Annotated in this window: 15 protein-coding genes and 1 riboswitch; of the genes, 12 read left to right on the top strand and 3 right to left on the bottom strand. The window is 74.4% G+C overall.

The window, feature by feature from the left end; all coding sequences use genetic code 11:
• Positions 1-8 precede the first annotated feature (8 nt).
• The 9 genes from dhaL (at position 9) to ACY0MR_RS32320 (ending at position 8,769) form a co-directional block, all read left to right on the top strand.
• Entirely contained in the window at positions 9-647 is a 639-nt protein-coding gene (gene dhaL / locus ACY0MR_RS32360; RefSeq protein ID WP_473556927.1) for a dihydroxyacetone kinase subunit DhaL, read from the top strand.
• Positions 648-733: 86 nt separating this feature from the next.
• Complete coding sequence (locus tag ACY0MR_RS32355) at positions 734-1,189, top strand: PTS-dependent dihydroxyacetone kinase phosphotransferase subunit DhaM (RefSeq protein ID WP_473556925.1); 456 nt, start codon at positions 734-736, stop codon at positions 1,187-1,189.
• A gap of 108 nt (positions 1,190-1,297) precedes the next feature.
• Positions 1,298-1,504: riboswitch (cobalamin riboswitch) on the top strand.
• Positions 1,505-1,533: 29 nt separating this feature from the next.
• A complete protein-coding gene (locus tag ACY0MR_RS32350) occupies positions 1,534-2,232 on the top strand; it encodes an energy-coupling factor ABC transporter permease (RefSeq protein WP_361861655.1) in 699 nt (232 codons plus the stop codon).
• Positions 2,229-2,720 (top strand): energy-coupling factor ABC transporter substrate-binding protein, encoded by a 492-nt coding sequence (locus ACY0MR_RS32345; protein WP_404083375.1) that lies wholly within the window; start codon positions 2,229-2,231, stop codon positions 2,718-2,720. The genes ACY0MR_RS32350 and ACY0MR_RS32345 overlap by 4 nt, the downstream gene beginning before the upstream one ends.
• 6 nt (positions 2,721-2,726) lie before the next feature.
• A complete protein-coding gene (gene cbiQ / locus ACY0MR_RS32340; RefSeq protein WP_473556921.1) occupies positions 2,727-3,476 on the top strand; it encodes a cobalt ECF transporter T component CbiQ in 750 nt (249 codons plus the stop codon).
• Positions 3,473-4,330, top strand: a complete 858-nt coding sequence (locus ACY0MR_RS32335) for an energy-coupling factor ABC transporter ATP-binding protein (RefSeq protein ID WP_404083369.1) — start codon at positions 3,473-3,475, stop codon at positions 4,328-4,330. Before cbiQ ends, ACY0MR_RS32335 begins: the two co-directional genes overlap by 4 nt.
• 361 nt (positions 4,331-4,691) lie before the next feature.
• Positions 4,692-6,707 carry an FAD-dependent oxidoreductase gene (locus ACY0MR_RS32330; protein ID WP_473556919.1) on the top strand — a complete coding sequence of 672 codons (2,016 nt, stop codon included), beginning with the start codon at positions 4,692-4,694 and terminating at the stop codon, positions 6,705-6,707.
• A gap of 32 nt (positions 6,708-6,739) precedes the next feature.
• Positions 6,740-7,276: a PadR family transcriptional regulator gene (locus ACY0MR_RS32325; RefSeq protein WP_404083363.1), complete on the top strand. Its 537-nt coding sequence runs from the start codon at positions 6,740-6,742 to the stop codon at positions 7,274-7,276.
• Between the two features lie 101 nt (positions 7,277-7,377).
• Positions 7,378-8,769: an FAD-dependent oxidoreductase gene (locus tag ACY0MR_RS32320; protein WP_473556916.1), complete on the top strand. Its 1,392-nt coding sequence runs from the start codon at positions 7,378-7,380 to the stop codon at positions 8,767-8,769.
• Positions 8,770-8,824: 55 nt separating this feature from the next.
• On the opposite strand, the gene ACY0MR_RS32315 is transcribed toward ACY0MR_RS32320, so the two are convergent.
• Positions 8,825-10,165: a DUF2252 domain-containing protein gene (locus ACY0MR_RS32315; RefSeq protein WP_388796846.1), complete on the bottom strand. Its 1,341-nt coding sequence runs from the start codon at positions 10,163-10,165 to the stop codon at positions 8,825-8,827.
• A 184-nt stretch (positions 10,166-10,349) separates the two neighbouring features.
• Between ACY0MR_RS32315 and ACY0MR_RS32310 the strand changes: the two genes are divergently transcribed.
• Positions 10,350-11,108, top strand: a complete 759-nt coding sequence (locus ACY0MR_RS32310; protein WP_473556914.1) for a GntR family transcriptional regulator — start codon at positions 10,350-10,352, stop codon at positions 11,106-11,108.
• A gap of 81 nt (positions 11,109-11,189) precedes the next feature.
• Here the strand turns inward: ACY0MR_RS32310 and ACY0MR_RS32305 are convergent, their stop codons facing one another.
• Entirely contained in the window at positions 11,190-12,725 is a 1,536-nt protein-coding gene (locus tag ACY0MR_RS32305; RefSeq protein WP_361857898.1) for an amino acid permease, read from the bottom strand.
• Between the two features lie 61 nt (positions 12,726-12,786).
• Positions 12,787-13,761, bottom strand: coding sequence for a hypothetical protein (locus ACY0MR_RS32300; protein WP_388796840.1), 975 nt, complete (start codon positions 13,759-13,761; stop codon positions 12,787-12,789).
• Between the two features lie 302 nt (positions 13,762-14,063).
• On the opposite strand from ACY0MR_RS32300, the gene ACY0MR_RS32295 reads away from it, so the two are divergent.
• Positions 14,064-15,608, top strand: a complete 1,545-nt coding sequence (locus ACY0MR_RS32295) for an FGGY family carbohydrate kinase (protein ID WP_473556911.1) — start codon at positions 14,064-14,066, stop codon at positions 15,606-15,608.
• Positions 15,605-17,032 (top strand): FAD-dependent oxidoreductase, encoded by a 1,428-nt coding sequence (locus tag ACY0MR_RS32290; RefSeq protein WP_473556909.1) that lies wholly within the window; start codon positions 15,605-15,607, stop codon positions 17,030-17,032. Before ACY0MR_RS32295 ends, ACY0MR_RS32290 begins: the two co-directional genes overlap by 4 nt.
• The last annotated feature ends 3 nt before the right edge of the window (positions 17,033-17,035 follow it).

Below are 17,035 nucleotides of genomic sequence, written 5' to 3'. Positions count from 1 at the left end.
AGCCCGACATGACGCAGACCTTCGACGCCGCCTTCCTCGTGCGCTGGCTGGCCGCCGTGGCCGAGTCCGTGGACCGGGAGGCGGACCGGCTCACCGAGCTCGACTCGGCCATCGGCGACGCCGACCACGGCGCCAACCTGCGGCGCGGTTTCGCCGCCGTGACCACCGCCCTGGGCGAGGACCCGCCCGCGACGCCGGGCGCGGCCCTCACCGCCGCCGGCCGGCAGCTGATCTCCACCGTGGGCGGCGCCTCGGGACCGCTGTACGGCACGCTCCTCCGCCGTACCGGCAAGACCCTCGGGGACGACCCGCGCGTCACCCGGGAGCAGCTGGCGGAGGCGCTCGGTACGGGAGTGACCGCCGTGTCCCAGCTCGGCGGGGCGCAGGTCGGCGACAAGACGATGCTCGACGCGCTCACGCCGGCGGTGGACGGGCTGCGCGATTCGTTCGGCGCCGCGCGCGCGGCCGCCGCGGAGGGCGCCCTGGCGACCGTACCCCTGCGGGCGCGCAAGGGCAGGGCCAGCTATCTGGGCGAGCGGTCGGTGGGGCATCAGGATCCGGGGGCCACGTCCTCGGCGCTGCTCTTCGCCGCCCTCGACGAGGTCGCCCGCGGCGAGGAGCGGCCTGCCGCCGAGGGGACGGCATGAGCGGCGGGAGCGGAACCGGAGGCATGAGCGGCGGGAACAGCACCGGAGGGACGAGCGGCGGGAGCGGGACGGACGGTGTGGGTGGCGTGAGTCGTACCGACGGTGTGCGTGACGTGAGCGGGACCGGCGGCACGGGCCGCGGCCGCCCGGTCGGCATCGTGCTCGTGTCGCACAGCGCGGCCGTCGCGGCCTCCGTCGCCGAGCTGGCCCGCGGGCTCGCCGGGGGCGGCGACCTCGCCCCGATCGTGCCGGCCGGCGGGACCCCCGACGGCGGTCTCGGGACGAGTTCCGAGCTGATCTCCGAGGCGGCGAAGGCCGCCGACCGCGGCGCGGGGGTGGCGCTCCTCGTCGATCTGGGGAGTGCGGTGCTGACCGTGAAGGCCCTCCTCGCCGAGGGCGACGAACTGCCCGAGGGCGCCCGGCTCGTGGACGCGCCGTTCGTCGAGGGGGCGGTCGCCGCCTACGTCACCGCCGGCGCCGGCGGGGACCTGGACGCCGTGGCGGCCGCCGCTGCGGAGGCGTACGCGTACCGCAAGGACTGACGGAGGGAGCGCCCCCGCGGTCGTCCGGTGCCGCCCGGGCCGACTGCGGGGAGTGAGCGCGGGGCCGCGCCCGGTACCGGCCGTGTTGTGATCCAGCAGGTCAACGCACTAATGTCGCAGGGCCTTGGTGTACGGGAAACCGGTGCAGTACCGGTGCGGCCCTCGCCACTGTGATCGGGAGGTCCGGCTCCACCCCCGCGGGGAACGCCCTCGGGGAAGCCACTGGACCACGTCGGGAGACCGTCGTGGTGTGGGAAGGCGGAGTCGGACGGAATGACCGTCAGCCAGGAGACCGGCCAGGGTGCGTTGTCCATCCACGAGGTGCTGGAGAGGGTCTCCCAACCATGCATATAGCCGAGGGGTACCTACCCCCTGTGCACGCGGCCGCCTGGGGCGTCGCGTCCGCGCCGTTCGTCGTCCACGGGGTCCGCGCGCTGACCCGCGAGGTGCGGTCCAACCCGGAGTCCACGCTGCTGCTCGGCGCCGCCGGCGCCTTCACGTTCGTCCTGTCGGCACTCAAGTTGCCCTCGGTGACCGGCAGCTGCTCCCATCCGACCGGTACGGGTCTGGGAGCGATCCTGTTCAGGCCGCCGATCATGGCGGTCCTGGGGACCATCACCCTGCTGTTCCAGGCCCTGCTGCTCGCCCACGGCGGCCTGACCACGCTCGGCGCGAACGTCTTCTCGATGGCGATCGTCGGGCCGTGGGCGGGCTACGGCGCCTACGTGCTGCTGCGCCGGTTCGGCGCGCCGCTGATGGTCGCCGTGTTCTTCGGCGCGTTCGTCGCCGACCTGTCGACCTACTGTGTGACCAGCGTCCAGCTGGCGCTCGCCTTCCCGGACCCGGGCAGCGGCATCCCCGGCGCGCTCGCCAAGTTCGGCGGGATCTTCGCCGTGACGCAGATCCCGCTCGCCGTGAGCGAGGGCCTGCTCACCGTGCTGGTGATGCGCCTGCTCACCCAGTCCAGCAAGGGCGACCTGGTCCGGCTCGGCGTCCTCGCCGGGCGCACGTCGGAGCGACGCGAGGAGGCGGCCGCGCGATGAGCCGGAACGCGAAGATCAACACCCTGCTGCTGCTCGTCGTCGCCGCGCTCGCGGTGCTGCCGCTCGCCCTGGGGCTCGGCGACCACAAGGAGGAGCCCTTCGTCGGGGCGGACGCGGAGGCCGAGACCGCGATCACGGAGCTGCGGCCGGACTACGAACCGTGGTTCAGCCCGCTGTACGAACCCCCGTCCGGGGAGATCGAGTCCGCGCTGTTCGCCCTGCAGGCCGCCCTCGGCGCCGGCGTCCTGGCGTACTACTTCGGCCTGCGCCGCGGCCGTCGGCAGGGGGCGGCGCGAGTCGTCGCGGAGGGGTCCGGAACCGACGTGGCCGACGGGGCCGACGGGGCCGGGGCCGGTGCGGCCGACCTGCCCGGGGCCGGCGCACCCGGAGCCGCCGGAGCCTCCCGGGCCGCCACGACGGCGGCCGAGAGCGGTACCGGCGGAGGGCCGGCCGCCGGTGGAGGATCCGGCCGCGGACCGGGCGCGTAACCGCGGATGCTGCCGATCGACGCGGCGGCGCACAGCAGTCGCTGGCGCCGCCGCCATCCCGCCGAGAAGGCGTTCCTCGGCTTCGGTCTCACCCTGTGCGCGGTCGGCCTGCCGCCGTGGCCGGGCGCGCTGCTCGTGGCGGCGGCCACGCTCGCGGTGCTGCTCGGTCCGGCCGGTGTGCCGGGCCGGGCGCTGTGGCGGGCGTTCCGCATCCCGCTCGGGTTCTGCGTCACCGGCGCGGTTCCGCTGCTCTTCGAGGTGGGCGGCTCCCGCGGGTTCGTCGCCCTCGCTCCCGACGGTCCGGTGCACGCGGGCGAGTTGCTGCTGCGGACGGCCTCGGCGTCGCTCGGCGTGCTCCTCTTCGCCTTCACGACACCGGTGTCCGACGTCCTCCCCCGGCTGGTACGCGCGGGGGTGCCGGCGCCGGTGGTGGACGTGGCGCTGGTGATGTACCGGATCGTCTTCCTGCTGCTCGACGCGATGACCAGGATCCGGGAGGCCCAGGCGGCCCGGCTCGGGCACACCACGCGGGCCGCGACCTGGCGTTCGCTCGCGGGCCTCGGTGCCACCGCGTTCGTGCGGGCCTTCGACCGCGCCCAGCGCCTGCAGTCGGGCCTCGCCGGACGCGGATACGACGGGACCCTGCGGGTCCTGGTGCCCACCCGCGCGGTCTCCCGCCCGTTCCTCGCCGCGACGGGCGGCCTGCTCGCCGGTCTCGTCGCCGCCACCCTCGTACTGGAAAGGCTCCTTCCATGACGTCTCCGACCCCTGTCGTGGAACTGGTGAAGGCCGGCTTCGCCTACGAGGACGGGCCTCCGGTGCTGACCGGTGTGGACTTCGCCGTGGCGGAGGGGCGCGCGGTGGCCCTGCTCGGCCGCAACGGCAGCGGCAAGACGACCCTGCTGCGCCTGCTCAGCGGCGGCCTACGGTGTGCGAGCGGGACCCTGCGTCTGGACGGGGCGGAGGTGGCGTACGACCGGAAGGGGCTGACCCGGCTGCGGACCACCGTCCAGCTGGTGGTGCAGGACCCCGACGACCAGCTGTTCGCCGCGTCCGTGGAACAGGACGTGTCGTTCGGTCCGACGAACCTGGGGCTGCCGGAGGACGAGGTGCGGCGGCGGGTCCGTGAGGCCCTGGCGGCGCTGGACATCACGGCGCTCGCGGACCGGCCGACGCATCTGCTGTCGTACGGGCAGCGCAAGCGGGCGGCGATCGCGGGCGCGGTCGCGATGCGGCCGCGCGTCCTGATCATGGACGAGCCGACGGCGGGCCTCGACCCGCACGGGCAGGAGCGGCTGCTCGACGCGCTCGGGCGGCTGCGGGAGGGCGGCACGACGGTGCTGATGGCCACGCACGACGTGGACCTGGCGCTGCGCTGGGCGGACGAGGCGGCGGTGCTCGCCCCGTCGGGGCTGCGGACCGGACCGGTCGCGGAGCTCCTCGCGGACGACGTGCTGCTCGCCGCGGCCCGGCTGCGCCGCCCCTGGGGCACGGCGGTGGCCCGGCTGCTCCGCGGCCACGGGCTGCTTCCGGAGGGGGCGGCCGAGCCGCGCACCCCGGAGGAACTGGACGCCTGGCTCGGGGCGGCGGCGTCGCGCGGGACGGAGTAGGCCGGGGGCCGCGGCGTCACGCGCCCGCCGCGGCCGGAATCCCGGGGCCGGGCACCGCCCCGTGCTCGACAGGGCGCCCGCCAGGCGCTGCGTACCCGCCCGGCGCCCCGCCCCGGTCCGGTCCGGTCCGGTCCGGTCCGGTCCGGTCCGGTCCGGTCCACCACTGTCCACCCCGCTCCGTCTCGCTCCGCCCCAGTCCCTCCGCCCCGGTCCGGTCACCGCACGGCACCGCGCACACGGCGCCACCCGAGAAAGCTACCGAGTAGTAGAGGTCACATCCCGAATCTTCTGCAACTAGTTGCATAACGAGAGGGGCTCCTCTAGAACTGAGGGCGACGATCCTGCGCGAGGAGGCGCCCGCATGACCCCGTACCCGCACCTGCTGAGCCCGCTCGACCTCGGGTTCACCACCCTGCCCAACCGGGTGATCATGGGATCCATGCACGTCGGGCTCGAGGAGACCGAGCACGGCTTCGAGCGCATGGCGGCCTTCTACGCCGAGCGGGCCCGCGGCGGCGCGGGCCTCATCGTCACCGGCGGCATCGCGCCCAACGACGCCGGTCGCCCCTGGGACGGCGGCGCCAAGCTCACCACCGCGGACGAGGTCGCCGAGCACCGGCTGATCACCGACGCCGTGCACGCCGAAGGCGGCCGGATCGCGATGCAGATCCTGCACTTCGGCCGGTACGCCTACCACCCCGCGCTCGTCGCGCCCAGCGCCCTCAAGGCCCCCATCAGCCCCTTCGTGCCGAACGAGCTGACCGACACCGAGGTCGAGCAGACCGTCGAGGACTACGCCCGCTGCGCCGAGCTCGCCAAGGAGGCCGGATACGACGGCGTCGAGGTGATGGGCTCCGAGGGCTACCTCATCAACGAGTTCATCGCCGCCGCGACCAACCGGCGCACCGACCGCTGGGGCGGCTCCTACGAGAACCGCGTCCGCTTCCCGCTGGAGATCGTCCGCCGGATCCGCGAGCGCGTCGGCGAGGACTTCATCCTGGTCTACCGCCTCTCCATGCTGGACCTCGTGCCCGGCGGCTCCACCCTGGAGGAGGTCGTCCGGCTCGCCAAGGAGATCGAGGCGGCCGGCGCCACCATCATCAACACCGGCATCGGCTGGCACGAGGCGCGCATCCCCACCATCGCCACCTCCGTGCCGCGCGGCGCCTACACCTGGGTCACCAAGAAGCTGATGGGCGAGGTCTCCGTGCCGCTCGTCACCAGCAACCGCATCAACACCCCCGAGGTCGCCGAGGAGATCCTCGCCGACGGCCGCGCCGACCTCGTCTCGCTCGCCCGCCCGTTCCTCGCCGACCCGGACTTCGTCGCCAAGGCCGCGGCCGACCGCGCCGACACCATCAACACCTGCATCGGCTGCAACCAGGCCTGCCTGGACCACACCTTCAACCTGAAGATCACGTCCTGCCTGGTCAACCCGCGCGCCTGCCACGAGACCGAACTGGTCCTCTCCCCCACCCGCCGCACCAAGCGGATCGCCGTCGTCGGCGCGGGCCCGGCGGGGCTGTCCTGCGCGGTCTCGGCGGCCGAGCGCGGGCACTCCGTGACCCTGTTCGACGCGGCCTCCGAGATCGGCGGCCAGCTGAACATCGCGAAGAAGGTCCCCGGCAAGGAGGAGTTCGACGAGACGCTCCGCTACTTCCGCGTCCAGCTCGACGAGCGCGGGGTCGACGTGCGCCTCGGCACCCCGGTCTCGGCCGGCGACCTGGACGACTTCGACGAGGTCGTCGTCGCCACCGGCGTCTCGCCCCGCACCCCCGGCATCGCGGGCGTGGACCACCCGAGCGTCCTCAGCTACCTGGACGTGCTGCGGGACGGCGCGCCCGTCGGCGAGCGGGTCGCGATCATCGGCGCGGGCGGCATCGGCTTCGACGTCGCGGAGTTCCTGACGGACGGCGGGGAGGGCGCGAGCCAGGACCCCGAGACGTACTTCCGCCAGTGGGGCGTCGACACCTCCTACGAGAACCGCGGCGGCCTGCGCACCCCGGAGCGCGCCGCACCGCCGCGCCAGGTGCACCTGCTCCAGCGCAAGGAGTCCAAGGTCGGCGCCGGTCTCGGCAAGACCACCGGGTGGATCCACCGCACCGAGCTCAAGCACCGCGGCGTCGCGATGGTCGCGGGCGTGTCGTACGACCGGATCGACGACGAGGGCCTGCACCTCACGATCGGCGGGGAGCGGCAGCTGCTGCCCGTCGACACCGTCGTGCTCTGCGCGGGCCAGGAGCCGCGCCGCGACCTCTACGAGGAGCTGATCGCGGCGGGCCGCACGGCGCACCTGATCGGCGGGGCCGACGTGGCCGCCGAGCTGGACGCCAAGCGGGCCATCGACCAGGGCACCCGGCTCGCGGCCGGCCTGTGACCGCGGTGGCCGGCCGCTCCTAGGATGCGCTCATGTCCCTCCCGCACGCGATCCTGACCGCCCTGCTCGAGAAGCCGTCCTCCGGTCTCGAACTGACGCGCCGCTTCGACAGGTCGATCGGCTACTTCTGGTCGGCCACGCACCAGCAGATCTACCGCGAGCTGGGCAGGCTGGAGGAGGCGGGGCACATCCGCGCCCTGCCCTCCCCGGTACCGGTGCGGGGGCAGCGCAAGGAGTACGAGGTGCTGCCCGCGGGCCGCGAGGAGCTCGGCGCGTGGGTGGCGAGGTCGGAGGACCCCAAGCCGATGCGGGCCGCGCTGCTGCTCCGGATGCGGGCGGCCGCGGTCGTCGGCGCCTCCGGCCTGCGCGCCGAACTGAACCGCCACCTCGCGCTGCACCGAGAGCAGTTGGACGAGTACCTGGCGATCGAGGTGCGCGACTTCCCGAACGAGCGCCGCCACTCGGAACCCGACCGGCTGCGCCATCTCGTCCTGCGGGGCGGGATCGAGATGGAACGCTTCTGGGTGGAGTGGCTGACGGGGGCGCTGGCGGAGCTGGGCGCGGAGTAGGACCGCCCCCGCGCGGCCGAAACGGTGTGGTGGTGGCGGCCTTCGGCGCGTGGCCCCGTGGATACTGGGACGTGGGAGTTCCACGACACGAAAGGGCGGGTATGGCCGACGACTTGGGGCATCGCGCGACGCGTCACGCGGTGGTCATCGGGGGAAGTCTCGCCGGGCTGCTGGCCGCCCGGGTGCTGGCCGAGCACGCCGAGCGGGTCACGGTCGTCGAGCGCGACCGGTTGCCCGAGGGGCCGGAGGCGCGGGCGGGCGTTCCGCAGGGGCGGCACCTGCACGTCCTGATCGCCGGCGGGCAGCGGGCGCTGGACGAGCTGCTGCCGGGGTTCACGGACGAGCTGGCGGGGCTGGGGGCGCCCGCGGTGGGCGCTCCGGGCGACATGGTCCAGTGGCAGAACGGCAAGTGGTTCCGCCGCACGGCCGCCACCGTCCACCACTACACCGGCTCGCGGCCGCAGCTGGAGTGGCTGGTGCGGCGGCGGGTGCTGGCCGACCCCCGGATCGAACTGATCGAGGGCACCGAGACCGTGGGTCTGACCGGTGACTCCTCGCGGGTCGGGGGCGTACGGCTGCGCGAGCGGGGCAAGGGGGCCGGCGGGGAGACCCGTACGCTCACCGCCGACCTGGTGGTGGACGCCTCCGGGCGGTCCACCAGGGCCGGCGACTGGCTGGCGGGGATCGGCGCGGAGGCGCCGCACGAGGAGACCCTGGACACGGGGCTCGCGTACGGCACGCGGGTGTACCGCGCTCCCGCCGAGGACGGGGGCACCGACGCCCGGGGGTACTACATCGTGCCCAACCCCGCCCAGGTGTACGGCGGTGTGGTGCTTCCCCTGGGCGACGGCCACCACCTGGTGACCCTCTCGGGGCTGCGCGGCGACGAACCGCCCACGGACGAGGTCGCGTTCGAGGAGTTCGCGAAGCGGCTGCCGCACCCGGTGATCAGCGACTGGATGGCGCGGGCCGAGGCGGTGTCCCCGGTGTACGGCTTCCGCAACACCGCGAACGTCCGGCGCCGGTACGACCGTCCGGGCCGCCGTCCGGCCGGCTTCCTGGCCGTCGGCGACGCGCTGTGCTCGTTCAACCCCATCTACGGGCAGGGCATGGCCGTGGCCGCCCTCACCGCGGTCGCGCTGCGCGCGGCGCTCGCGGACCCGAAGCGCACCCCGACGACCCGGAGGGTGCAGCGGGCGCTGCTGGACGCCTCGCGGCAGGCCTGGGACATCTCGGCGGGCGCGGACAAGAAGATGCCCGGGGCGACCGGTGACGCGGCCCGGCCGGGTCCGCTGGACCGGGGCGTCGGCTGGTACCTGGGTCGGGTGGTGGAGCGGGCCGCGGGCGATCCGCAGGTGGGGGCGCCGTACCGTGAGGCGATCACCCTGACGGCTCCGCTGACGCGTCTCTTCGCCCCTTCGGTGGCACGGGCCGTGCTGTTCGGGCCGGCTCCCGGGACGCCTTCGGAGCCGCCCCTGCTGCGGGACGCGTAGCGGCGCGCGGCCGGTCGGGGCCCCTGGTGGGGCCCGGCCGGCGGGCGGCCGCTCCTCAGGCGCCGGGCGCCGCGGTGACCATCCCCGCGGCGATGGCCCCGCCGAGCGCCGCGTAGTCGTCGGCGTTCTGGGTCGCGTAGGAGACGGCGAAGTCGGCGAGCGCGCGGTCGAAGACGTCGGAGCCGCCGAGGTAGGCCGCGATCGCGATGCGGTCTCCGGAGCGGGCGTGGGCGCGGGCGAGGGCGCGTCCGCAGAGCCGCGCGTAGTCCCGCAGCATCGCGGGGGACATGGTCTCGACCTCGGCGGAACCCTTCATGTCGCGGAGCTGGCGCCAGTAGAAGTGGCGTCGCTCGGGGCCGGTCATCCAGCCGAGGAAGATGTCGCTGGCGGCCTGGATGAGGCGCTGCCCGGACACCACGCGGTGCCCCTGGTGGTCGTACGCGCTCGGCTCCAGGTAGGGCTCCAGGACCGACCGGCCGGCCTCCTTGATCTGGAGGATGAGCGGGTCGCCGTCGTCGCGGCCCTCGAGGAGGAGCACGAAGCAGCGGGTGCCGACGCTGCCGACGCCGACGACCTTGCGGGCGGCCTCCAGGAAGCGGAAGCGGTCCAGGAGGACCCGCCGGTCCTCGGCGAGCGAGCTGCGGTAGTCGTTGTAGATCTTGCCGAGGGTGACGCGGTCGACGTCCGTGGTGCGTTCGAGGAGCGGCGGGTCGTCGACGATGTGCCGGGCGCCGGTCGCGTCGGTCTCGGTGAGCTTGGCGAGGGCGTGGAGGCTGGTGCGCCGGCGGGCGCGGGCCAGCCGGTTCTCGAACCGGGCGCGTTCGTCGCGCCGGACCAGCGGGACGAGGTCGTCGGCGGCGATCCGCTCGTACCAGACGGTGAGTTCTCCCAGGTCGGCGAGGCGGCGCATGGTGCTCCGGTACGACTCCACGGCGACGAGCGCCGCGCGGTGCGCCTTGGGCCGGCTGCTGCCGTTCTGGAGGGCGGCGACGGTGACGCTGGCGGCGAGCCTCTTCACGTCCCACTCGAACGGTCCGGGGAGCGTCTCGTCGAAGTCGTTCACGTCGAAGAGGAGCGTCCGTTCGGGTGAGGCGTAGACCCCGAAGTTGAGGAGGTGGGCGTCGCCGCAGAGCTGGACCGTGAGTCCGGTGTGGCGCTGGGCGCCGAGGTCGGCGGCCATGACGGCGGCCGCGCCGCGGAGGAAGGCGAAGGGGGAGGACGCCATCCGCCCGTAGCGGAGGGGTGCCAGCTCGGGCAGCCGGTCGAGGGCCTGGCGTTCGAGCACGTCGACGGGGTCGGGGCGCTGCGAGCTGGGTATCCAGCGGCCGTGGGAGGAGCGGGGGACGCGCTTGCGGGCCGCCCTGCCCCGCTCGGCACGCGCGGACGGTGTCATCATCCGGCCTCACCCGCCTTTCCCGTCGGTCGCGGTCCCACCGCCGTCACCTGGCACCTCATTACAAGGCGACTTGCTCGTTTCGGCCACTCTGCGGGGCGGCACTGGCAAAATGGTTTAGACCAATGATAGGAATTGATCACCCACACGGCCCATGTGGTCACGTTGAGTGAAGAGAGGGTTGAACATGGCCGAGCCCGAATCCGAGGCGGCGGCAGAAGCGCCGCTCTATCTCCGGGTCGCCGCCGCGCTGCGCGAGGACCTCGCCCACCGCCGCATCTCCCCCGGCGCCAGGCTTCCTTCGGAACGATCCCTGTCCCAGCGCTACCACGTCAACCGGCAGACGGTGCGCAGTGCGCTCCAGCTGCTCCGGGACGAGAGACTCGTGGTGACCGACCGGCGCGGCACCTTCGCAGCCTCCGGGACGGAGGGCGGGAGCGAGGCCACCGCCCCGGCCCCCAGCGCCGTCCGGCGGACCTTCCCCGGCGGCCCCCGCGCCGCGGAGGCGCTGGTCCGGGCCTCGCTCACCTGGGAGCCCGCGCCCACGCCGCTGACGGCGCGGCTGATGCTCGCGCCGGGTGAGCCGACGCTGGTCCACCGGCACGTGGTGCTCGGCCCGCAGGGGACGGCGCTCCAGCGGGCGGTGTCCTGGTTCTCCCGGCCGGCACTCACCGAGATCCCGCAGCTCGCCCGCTACCGGCGCGGGCGCGACGGGCGCCGGCAGCCCGATCTCCGGCTGCTCTACCACTGGATGCACCAGGCGGGCCTGCGCGTCACGCACCGGGAGTCGGTCGGCGTGCCGGGCCCGACCGCGACGGCGGCCGGCGGCGCGGCCCGGCTGCTCGTCCACCGGGTGGTGAGCGACCAGCACGGTCACGCGCTGGAGATCACGGACATCGACTTCTCGGCCCAGTCCGCGGCCTGGACGTACGAGTTCAGCGCCTGACGGCGAGCCGGTCCCCGTCCGGTACGGGGACGGGGGCCGGCTCCCCCGACGGCGCGGGTCCGGGCGCGGCCCGGCGCTCCGTCAGATGATGCCCTCGGAGATCTCCGCCTCCTCGCGGGCGTTGCCGTACGTCGTCGGCGTGCCGTACGAGCGGCGTGCGACGTACCACCAGACGCTCGCCAGGACGAGCACGACGGCCAGCGCGATCACGGCGTAGTTCATGGTGTCGACCGTCACCGGGGACTTCTGCGGCAGGCAGAACAGCACGGTCACGCACGCCACCCAGGCGACGGCCGTCCAGCCGATCGGCCTGCTCCAGCGCCCCAGGCTCCACGGGCCGGGGGTGAACCGCTTGCCGGCGCGCAGGCGCAGGTAGATCGGGATGGCGTAGGCGGGCGTGATGCCGATGACGTTGATCGCGGTGACGGCGCCGTACGCGGTGGCGGAGTACAGCGACGGCAGGGCGAGCACCGCCGCGACGGCGACGGAGAGCCAGACGGCCGGGACGGGGGTCTGGGTGCGGCCGCTGACCTTGCGCCAGATCGTCGATCCGGGCAGGGCGTTGTCGCGGCTGAACGCGAAGACCATGCGGCTGGCGGCGGCCACCTCGGCGTTGCCGCAGAAGAGCTGCGCGACGATGACGACAAGGAGCAGGGCGGTGGCGCCGCCGGTGCCGAGCGCGTCCAGGAAGATCTGGGCGGGCGGGACGCCCGTGGCGCTGTTCTGCGTGGCGGAGTAGTCCTGGATGGCGAAGGTCAGCCCGGCGAGGAGGGCGAACCCGGCGAGCCAGGAGACCCAGATCGCCCGCACGATGCCCCGGGAGGCGGCGACGGAGGCGTTCGAGGTCTCCTCGGAGAGGTGCGCCGAGGCGTCGTAGCCGGAGAACGTGTACTGGGCCAGGAGCAGGCCGATCGCGGCCACGTAGAACGGGTTGGCCCAGCCGGTGTCGTTGACGAACTCGGTGAACACGAAGTCGACGGACTGGTGCCGGTCCGGGACGAACGCCAGGGCGCCGACGATGACGGCCACGCCCGCGAGGTGCCACCACACGCTGATCGAGTTGAGCACGCTGACCAGACGGACGCCGAAGAGGTTGAGCACGGCGTGGAGCAGCAGGATCGCGAGGAAGATCAGGAAGGTGGAGCCCGCGGTGGGTTCGAAGCCCCACTGGAGGTTGAGGAAGGCTCCGGTGAAGAGCGCGGCGCCGTAGTCGATGCCCGCGATGGCGCCGAGCAGGCCGAGCAGGTTCAGCCAGCCGGTGTACCAGCCCCAGCGGCGTCCGCCGAGCCGGTCGGCCATGTAGTAGAGGGCGCCCGAGGTCGGGTAGGCGCTGGTGACCTCGGCGAGCGCGAGGCCCACGCACAGCACGAAGAGGCCGACGCCGACCCAGCCCCACAGCATGACGGCGGGGCCCCCGGTGCCCAGACCGAAGCCGTACAGGGTCATGCATCCGGAGAGCACGGAGATGACCGAGAAGCTGATCGCGAAGTTGCCGAAGCCGCCCATGCGGCGGGCGAGGACGGGCTGGTAGCCCAGCTCCCGAAGCCGCGCCTCCTCGTCCTGGGCCGGGGGTGGCTTGCGCAGCGCGTCGGTGGGGTCGGGGGCGGTGCGGGACATGCGTTCCTCCGGGGACGGGGGGTGAGCGGAGTGGGGGCGGTGCGGGGCGGGTGACGGGGGCTCAGCCGCCGAGACAGCGGGCGCGGGCGCGCAGGAAGACCTCTTCCGCGAGCGTGCGGTCGTCCGGACGCGGGGTCCGGTACGCCCACGGGAGGGTCGTGTAGTACGGGCCGAGCGCTTCGAGGACGCGGGCCGCGTCGGCGAAGCGGAGGGCGCCGAAGAGGGCGTGCGCCAGGTGGTTGAGGTCGAGCAGGGAGGCCTCTTCGGTGGCGCAGAAGAGGAACCACGCGTCGAGGGCCCGCTGTGCCTCGCGGACGGCGTCCTCGGCGACCCAGTGCAGGTCGAGGGCGCGTTCGTGGCCGCGCTCGCGCCGGTAGCGCTCGACGCGGACGTACAGCGGGAGCACGTGCAGGGCGGAGCCGACGGGCGCCGAGGAGGCGGCCCAGTGGGCGTAGTTGACGGCCTCGGAGAGGGGGCCGGGCCGTCGGGCGTAGACGAACTGGAGCATCCGGTGGTGCGCCTCGCGGTTGTGCGGGTCGCGCTTCTCGGCCTCGGCGAGCAGGCCCCACGGACCGGGCGGCAGCATGGGGGCCGGCGGGGACAGCCGGTGCTCCTCCATGCGCTGCCGGCCGTCGAGGGCGGCGAGGGCGATCAGGCCGATCCAGGGCACCGGATCGTCGGGGGCCAGGTCGGCGGCCTCCCGGCAGGCGGTCCAGGCCTCCTGCCAGAGCTCCCGGGTGCGGGCGTGGCCGGCGCGGTGGGCCCGGACGGCCCGTTCGACGGTGACGCGGCTGTGCATCACGGTGGCGGCGAGGCTTCCGGGCTGCTCGGTGCGCCACATGTGGACGACGTCGGTGCCGGCGGCGACGGCGGCGAGGACCTGGGTGCGCCGCGTCCAGCCGTCCCAGCCCGTCGTCTCGTCCAGGAGCCGCGCCATCGCCACCCAGCGCCCGGTCCGTAAGTCCTGGACGGCGTTGCGCAGGGCGTGGTCGTGGCCCGCGGGGTGGTAGACGGGTCTGAAGCCGTGACCGGCCATCAGGGGGTGGTGCGTGGTGTGGATGACATGGGTCCTCGGTGGATGGGAGGGGGTGGTCAGTCCCCCGGCGGGCGTCCCGGCCGTTGATCGGCGATCACTATAGAGGGCTCTGGATGCGACCGGTCCACTTTCTTTTGTGACGGTAATTATCAAGCCAACGACTGAATTTGACTTACTGTCAGGTTTGCCGACGGACCTGACGCGGTCGGCCCCCGAGGCTTGACGGGCCGCGGCGAGGACGGCACCCTGACCCTTTTCGGTGACCGGATGATCACCGAACGTCCAGGGACGGGAGCAGCACGATGACGGGCCCGGTACTCGCCGTGGACCAGGGCACCTCGGGCACCAAGGCCCTCGTCCTCTGTCCCCGGCGCGGAGTCCTCGGCAGCGGGACGGCCCCCGTCCGGCCCCGCCATCTGCCGGGCGGCCTGGTCGAGGTCGACCCGCGTGAGCTGTACGACTCCGTGGTCGCCGCGGGGCGTGCCGCACTCGCCGAGGCCGGCACGCCGGTCGTCGCGGTGGGGCTCGCCAACCAGGGGGAGACGGTCCTCGCCTGGGACCCCGCCACCGGCGAACCGCTCACCGACGCCCTGGTGTGGCAGGACCGCAGGGCCGCCTCGGTCTGTGCCGATCTCGCTCCCCACGGGCCCCGGTTGAGGCAGCTGACGGGCCTCCCCCTCGACCCCTACTTCGCCGCGCCCAAGATGGCCTGGATCCGCCGCCACGCCACCGGCGCCGGCGTCGTCACGACGAGCGACTCCTGGCTCGTCCACCGGCTGACCGGCGCCTTCGTGACCGACGCGGCGACCGCGGGCCGCACGGGGCTCCTCGACCTGGACACGGTCGCCTGGTCGGACACCGCACTCGACCTGTACGGCCTCGGCGGCGAGCGTCTTCCCCGGGTCGTGGACTGCGACACCCCGGTCGGCACCACGACCGCCTTCGGCCCGCCGCTGCCGCTGACCGGCCTCCTGGTCGACCAGCAGGCCGCCCTGCTCACGCAGAGCGCCGGCGAACCGGCCGCCGCCAAGTGCACCTACGGCACGGGGGCCTTCCTCCTCGCGCAGACCGGACCCGTGCCCCGGCGCGCGTCCTCGGGCCTGGTGAGCTGTGTCGCCTGGCGGCTCCGCGGGCAGGTCGCCCACTGCCTGGACGGGCAGGTGTACACGGTCGCCTCCGCCGTGCGCTGGCTCACCGACCTCGGTGTCATCGCCGGCGCGGCGGAGATCGACCCGGTGGGCGGCGGGGTCGCGGACTCCGGCGGCGTCGTGTTCGTGCCCGCGCTCGCGGGGCTCGCCGCGCCCTGGTGGCGGGGCGACGTCCGCGGCTCGCTCACCGGCCTCGGCCTCGACACGACACCGGGCCATCTGGTCCGCGCCCTGTGCGAGGGCATCGCCGCCCAGGTCGTGGACCTCGCCTCCGCCGTCGCCGCGGACCGCGGGACCCCGCTGACCTCGCTGCGCGCCGACGGCGGCCTCACCCGGTCCGCGCTGCTCATGCAGACGCAGGCCGACCTCCTCCAACGGCCCGTCGAGGTCTCCTCGCTGCCCGATGCGACGGCGCTCGGGGTCGGCGCCGTCGCCCGGCTCGGACACGACCGGGGACTCGCGATCGGCGAGGCCGTCCCGGAATGGAAGCCCTCGGCGGTCTACGAACCGCGGATCTCCGCCGCGGAGGCGGCCGAACGACTCGGCCGGTTCCGGGCGGAGGTGGCGTCGCTGGTCGAGCGGACGGGCACCGGCGCCGCGTCCGGTGCCGGCGCCGGCACCGGCACAGAAGCCGACGCCGACCCCGGCTCGACGGCCCTCTCCGATGCGGGCCCAGGCTCCGGCTCCGGCTCCTCATGAGCGTCACACGGACCGGCCCCCTCCCCACGGGTGCCGACGCCACGTACGACGTCGTGGTCGTCGGCGCCGGGGTCGTCGGCGCCGCGATCGCGCGGACGCTGGCCCGCCACCCGCTGCGGGTCGCCCTCGTGGAGGCGGCGGACGACGTCGGCGACGGGACCTCCAAGGCGAACACCGCGATCCTGCACACCGGTTTCGACGCCCTCCCTGGCACGCTGGAGGCTCGGCTCGTCCGGGAGGGGCACGGTCTCCTCTCCGCCTACGCGCGGGAGACCGGGATCCCGGTGGAGCCCGTCGGCGCCCTGCTCGTCGCCTGGGACGAGCAGCAGCGCGCCGCCCTCCCCCGGCTCGCGGCGAAGGCCGCGCTCAACGGGCACCGCACCACGGAACCGCTCGGCGCCGCCGAACTCCCCGCCCGCGAGCCGCACCTGGGACCGGGGGCGCTCGCCGCGCTCGCCGTGCCGGGTGAGTCGGTGATCTGCCCGTGGACCACCACGCTCGCGTACGCCACCCAGGCCGTCCGCTCGGGCGTCGACCTGCACCTCGGTTGCCGGGTGGAGGCGGTCCGCACGGGCGATCCGCACCACCGGCTCGTGACACGTCGCGGAGTGCTGCGGACCCGCCATCTCGTCAACGCCTGCGGACTCCACGCCGACTCCTTCGACGCACTGGTCGGCCGCGAGGACTTCGCCGTCACCCCGCGCCGGGGACAGCTCCTGGTCTTCGACAGGTTCGCCCGCGACCTGGTCCGGCACATCCTGCTGCCCGTACCGGGTCCGCTCGGCAAGGGCGTGCTGATCGCGCCGACGGTGTACGGGAACGTCCTCCTCGGGCCCACCGCCGAGGACCTGGACGACAAGACCGCCACCGGCACCACGGCGGAGGGGCTCGCCGGGCTGCGCGCGCAGGGCGGCCGCATCCTCCCCGCCCTGCTCGACGAGGAGGTCACCGCCGTCTACGCGGGGCTGCGCGCCGCCACCGGGCAGGAGGACTACCGGATCGCCGCGCACCCCGGCCTCCGGTACGTCACCGTGGGCGGGATCCGCTCCACCGGACTCACCGCCTCCCTCGCCGTCGCCGAGCACGTCCGCGGGCTGCTCGCCGACTGCGGACTCGACCCCGGCCCCGAGCGGCCGCTCGCCCCGCTCCGGATGCCGAACCTCGGCGAGGCCTTCCCCCGCCCCTACCGGGACGCCGCTCTCATCGCCCGGGACCCGGACTTCGGCGCGGTCGTGTGCCACTGCGAGCGGGTCACCCGCGGGGAGATCCGGTCCGCGCTCGCCTCCACGATCCCGCCGGCCGGCCTCGACGGACTGCGCCGCCGCACGCGCGCGCGTGCGGGCCGCTGCCAGGGCCAGCACTGCGGCGCGGAGGTGCGCGCCCTGTTCGAGGAGCACACGGAGCACCGCCGGGGGACGCGGTGAACC

It is taken from the genome of Streptomyces sp. JN8 (assembly GCF_055808075.1).
This window is presented reverse-complemented; position numbering and strand designations above follow the sequence as displayed.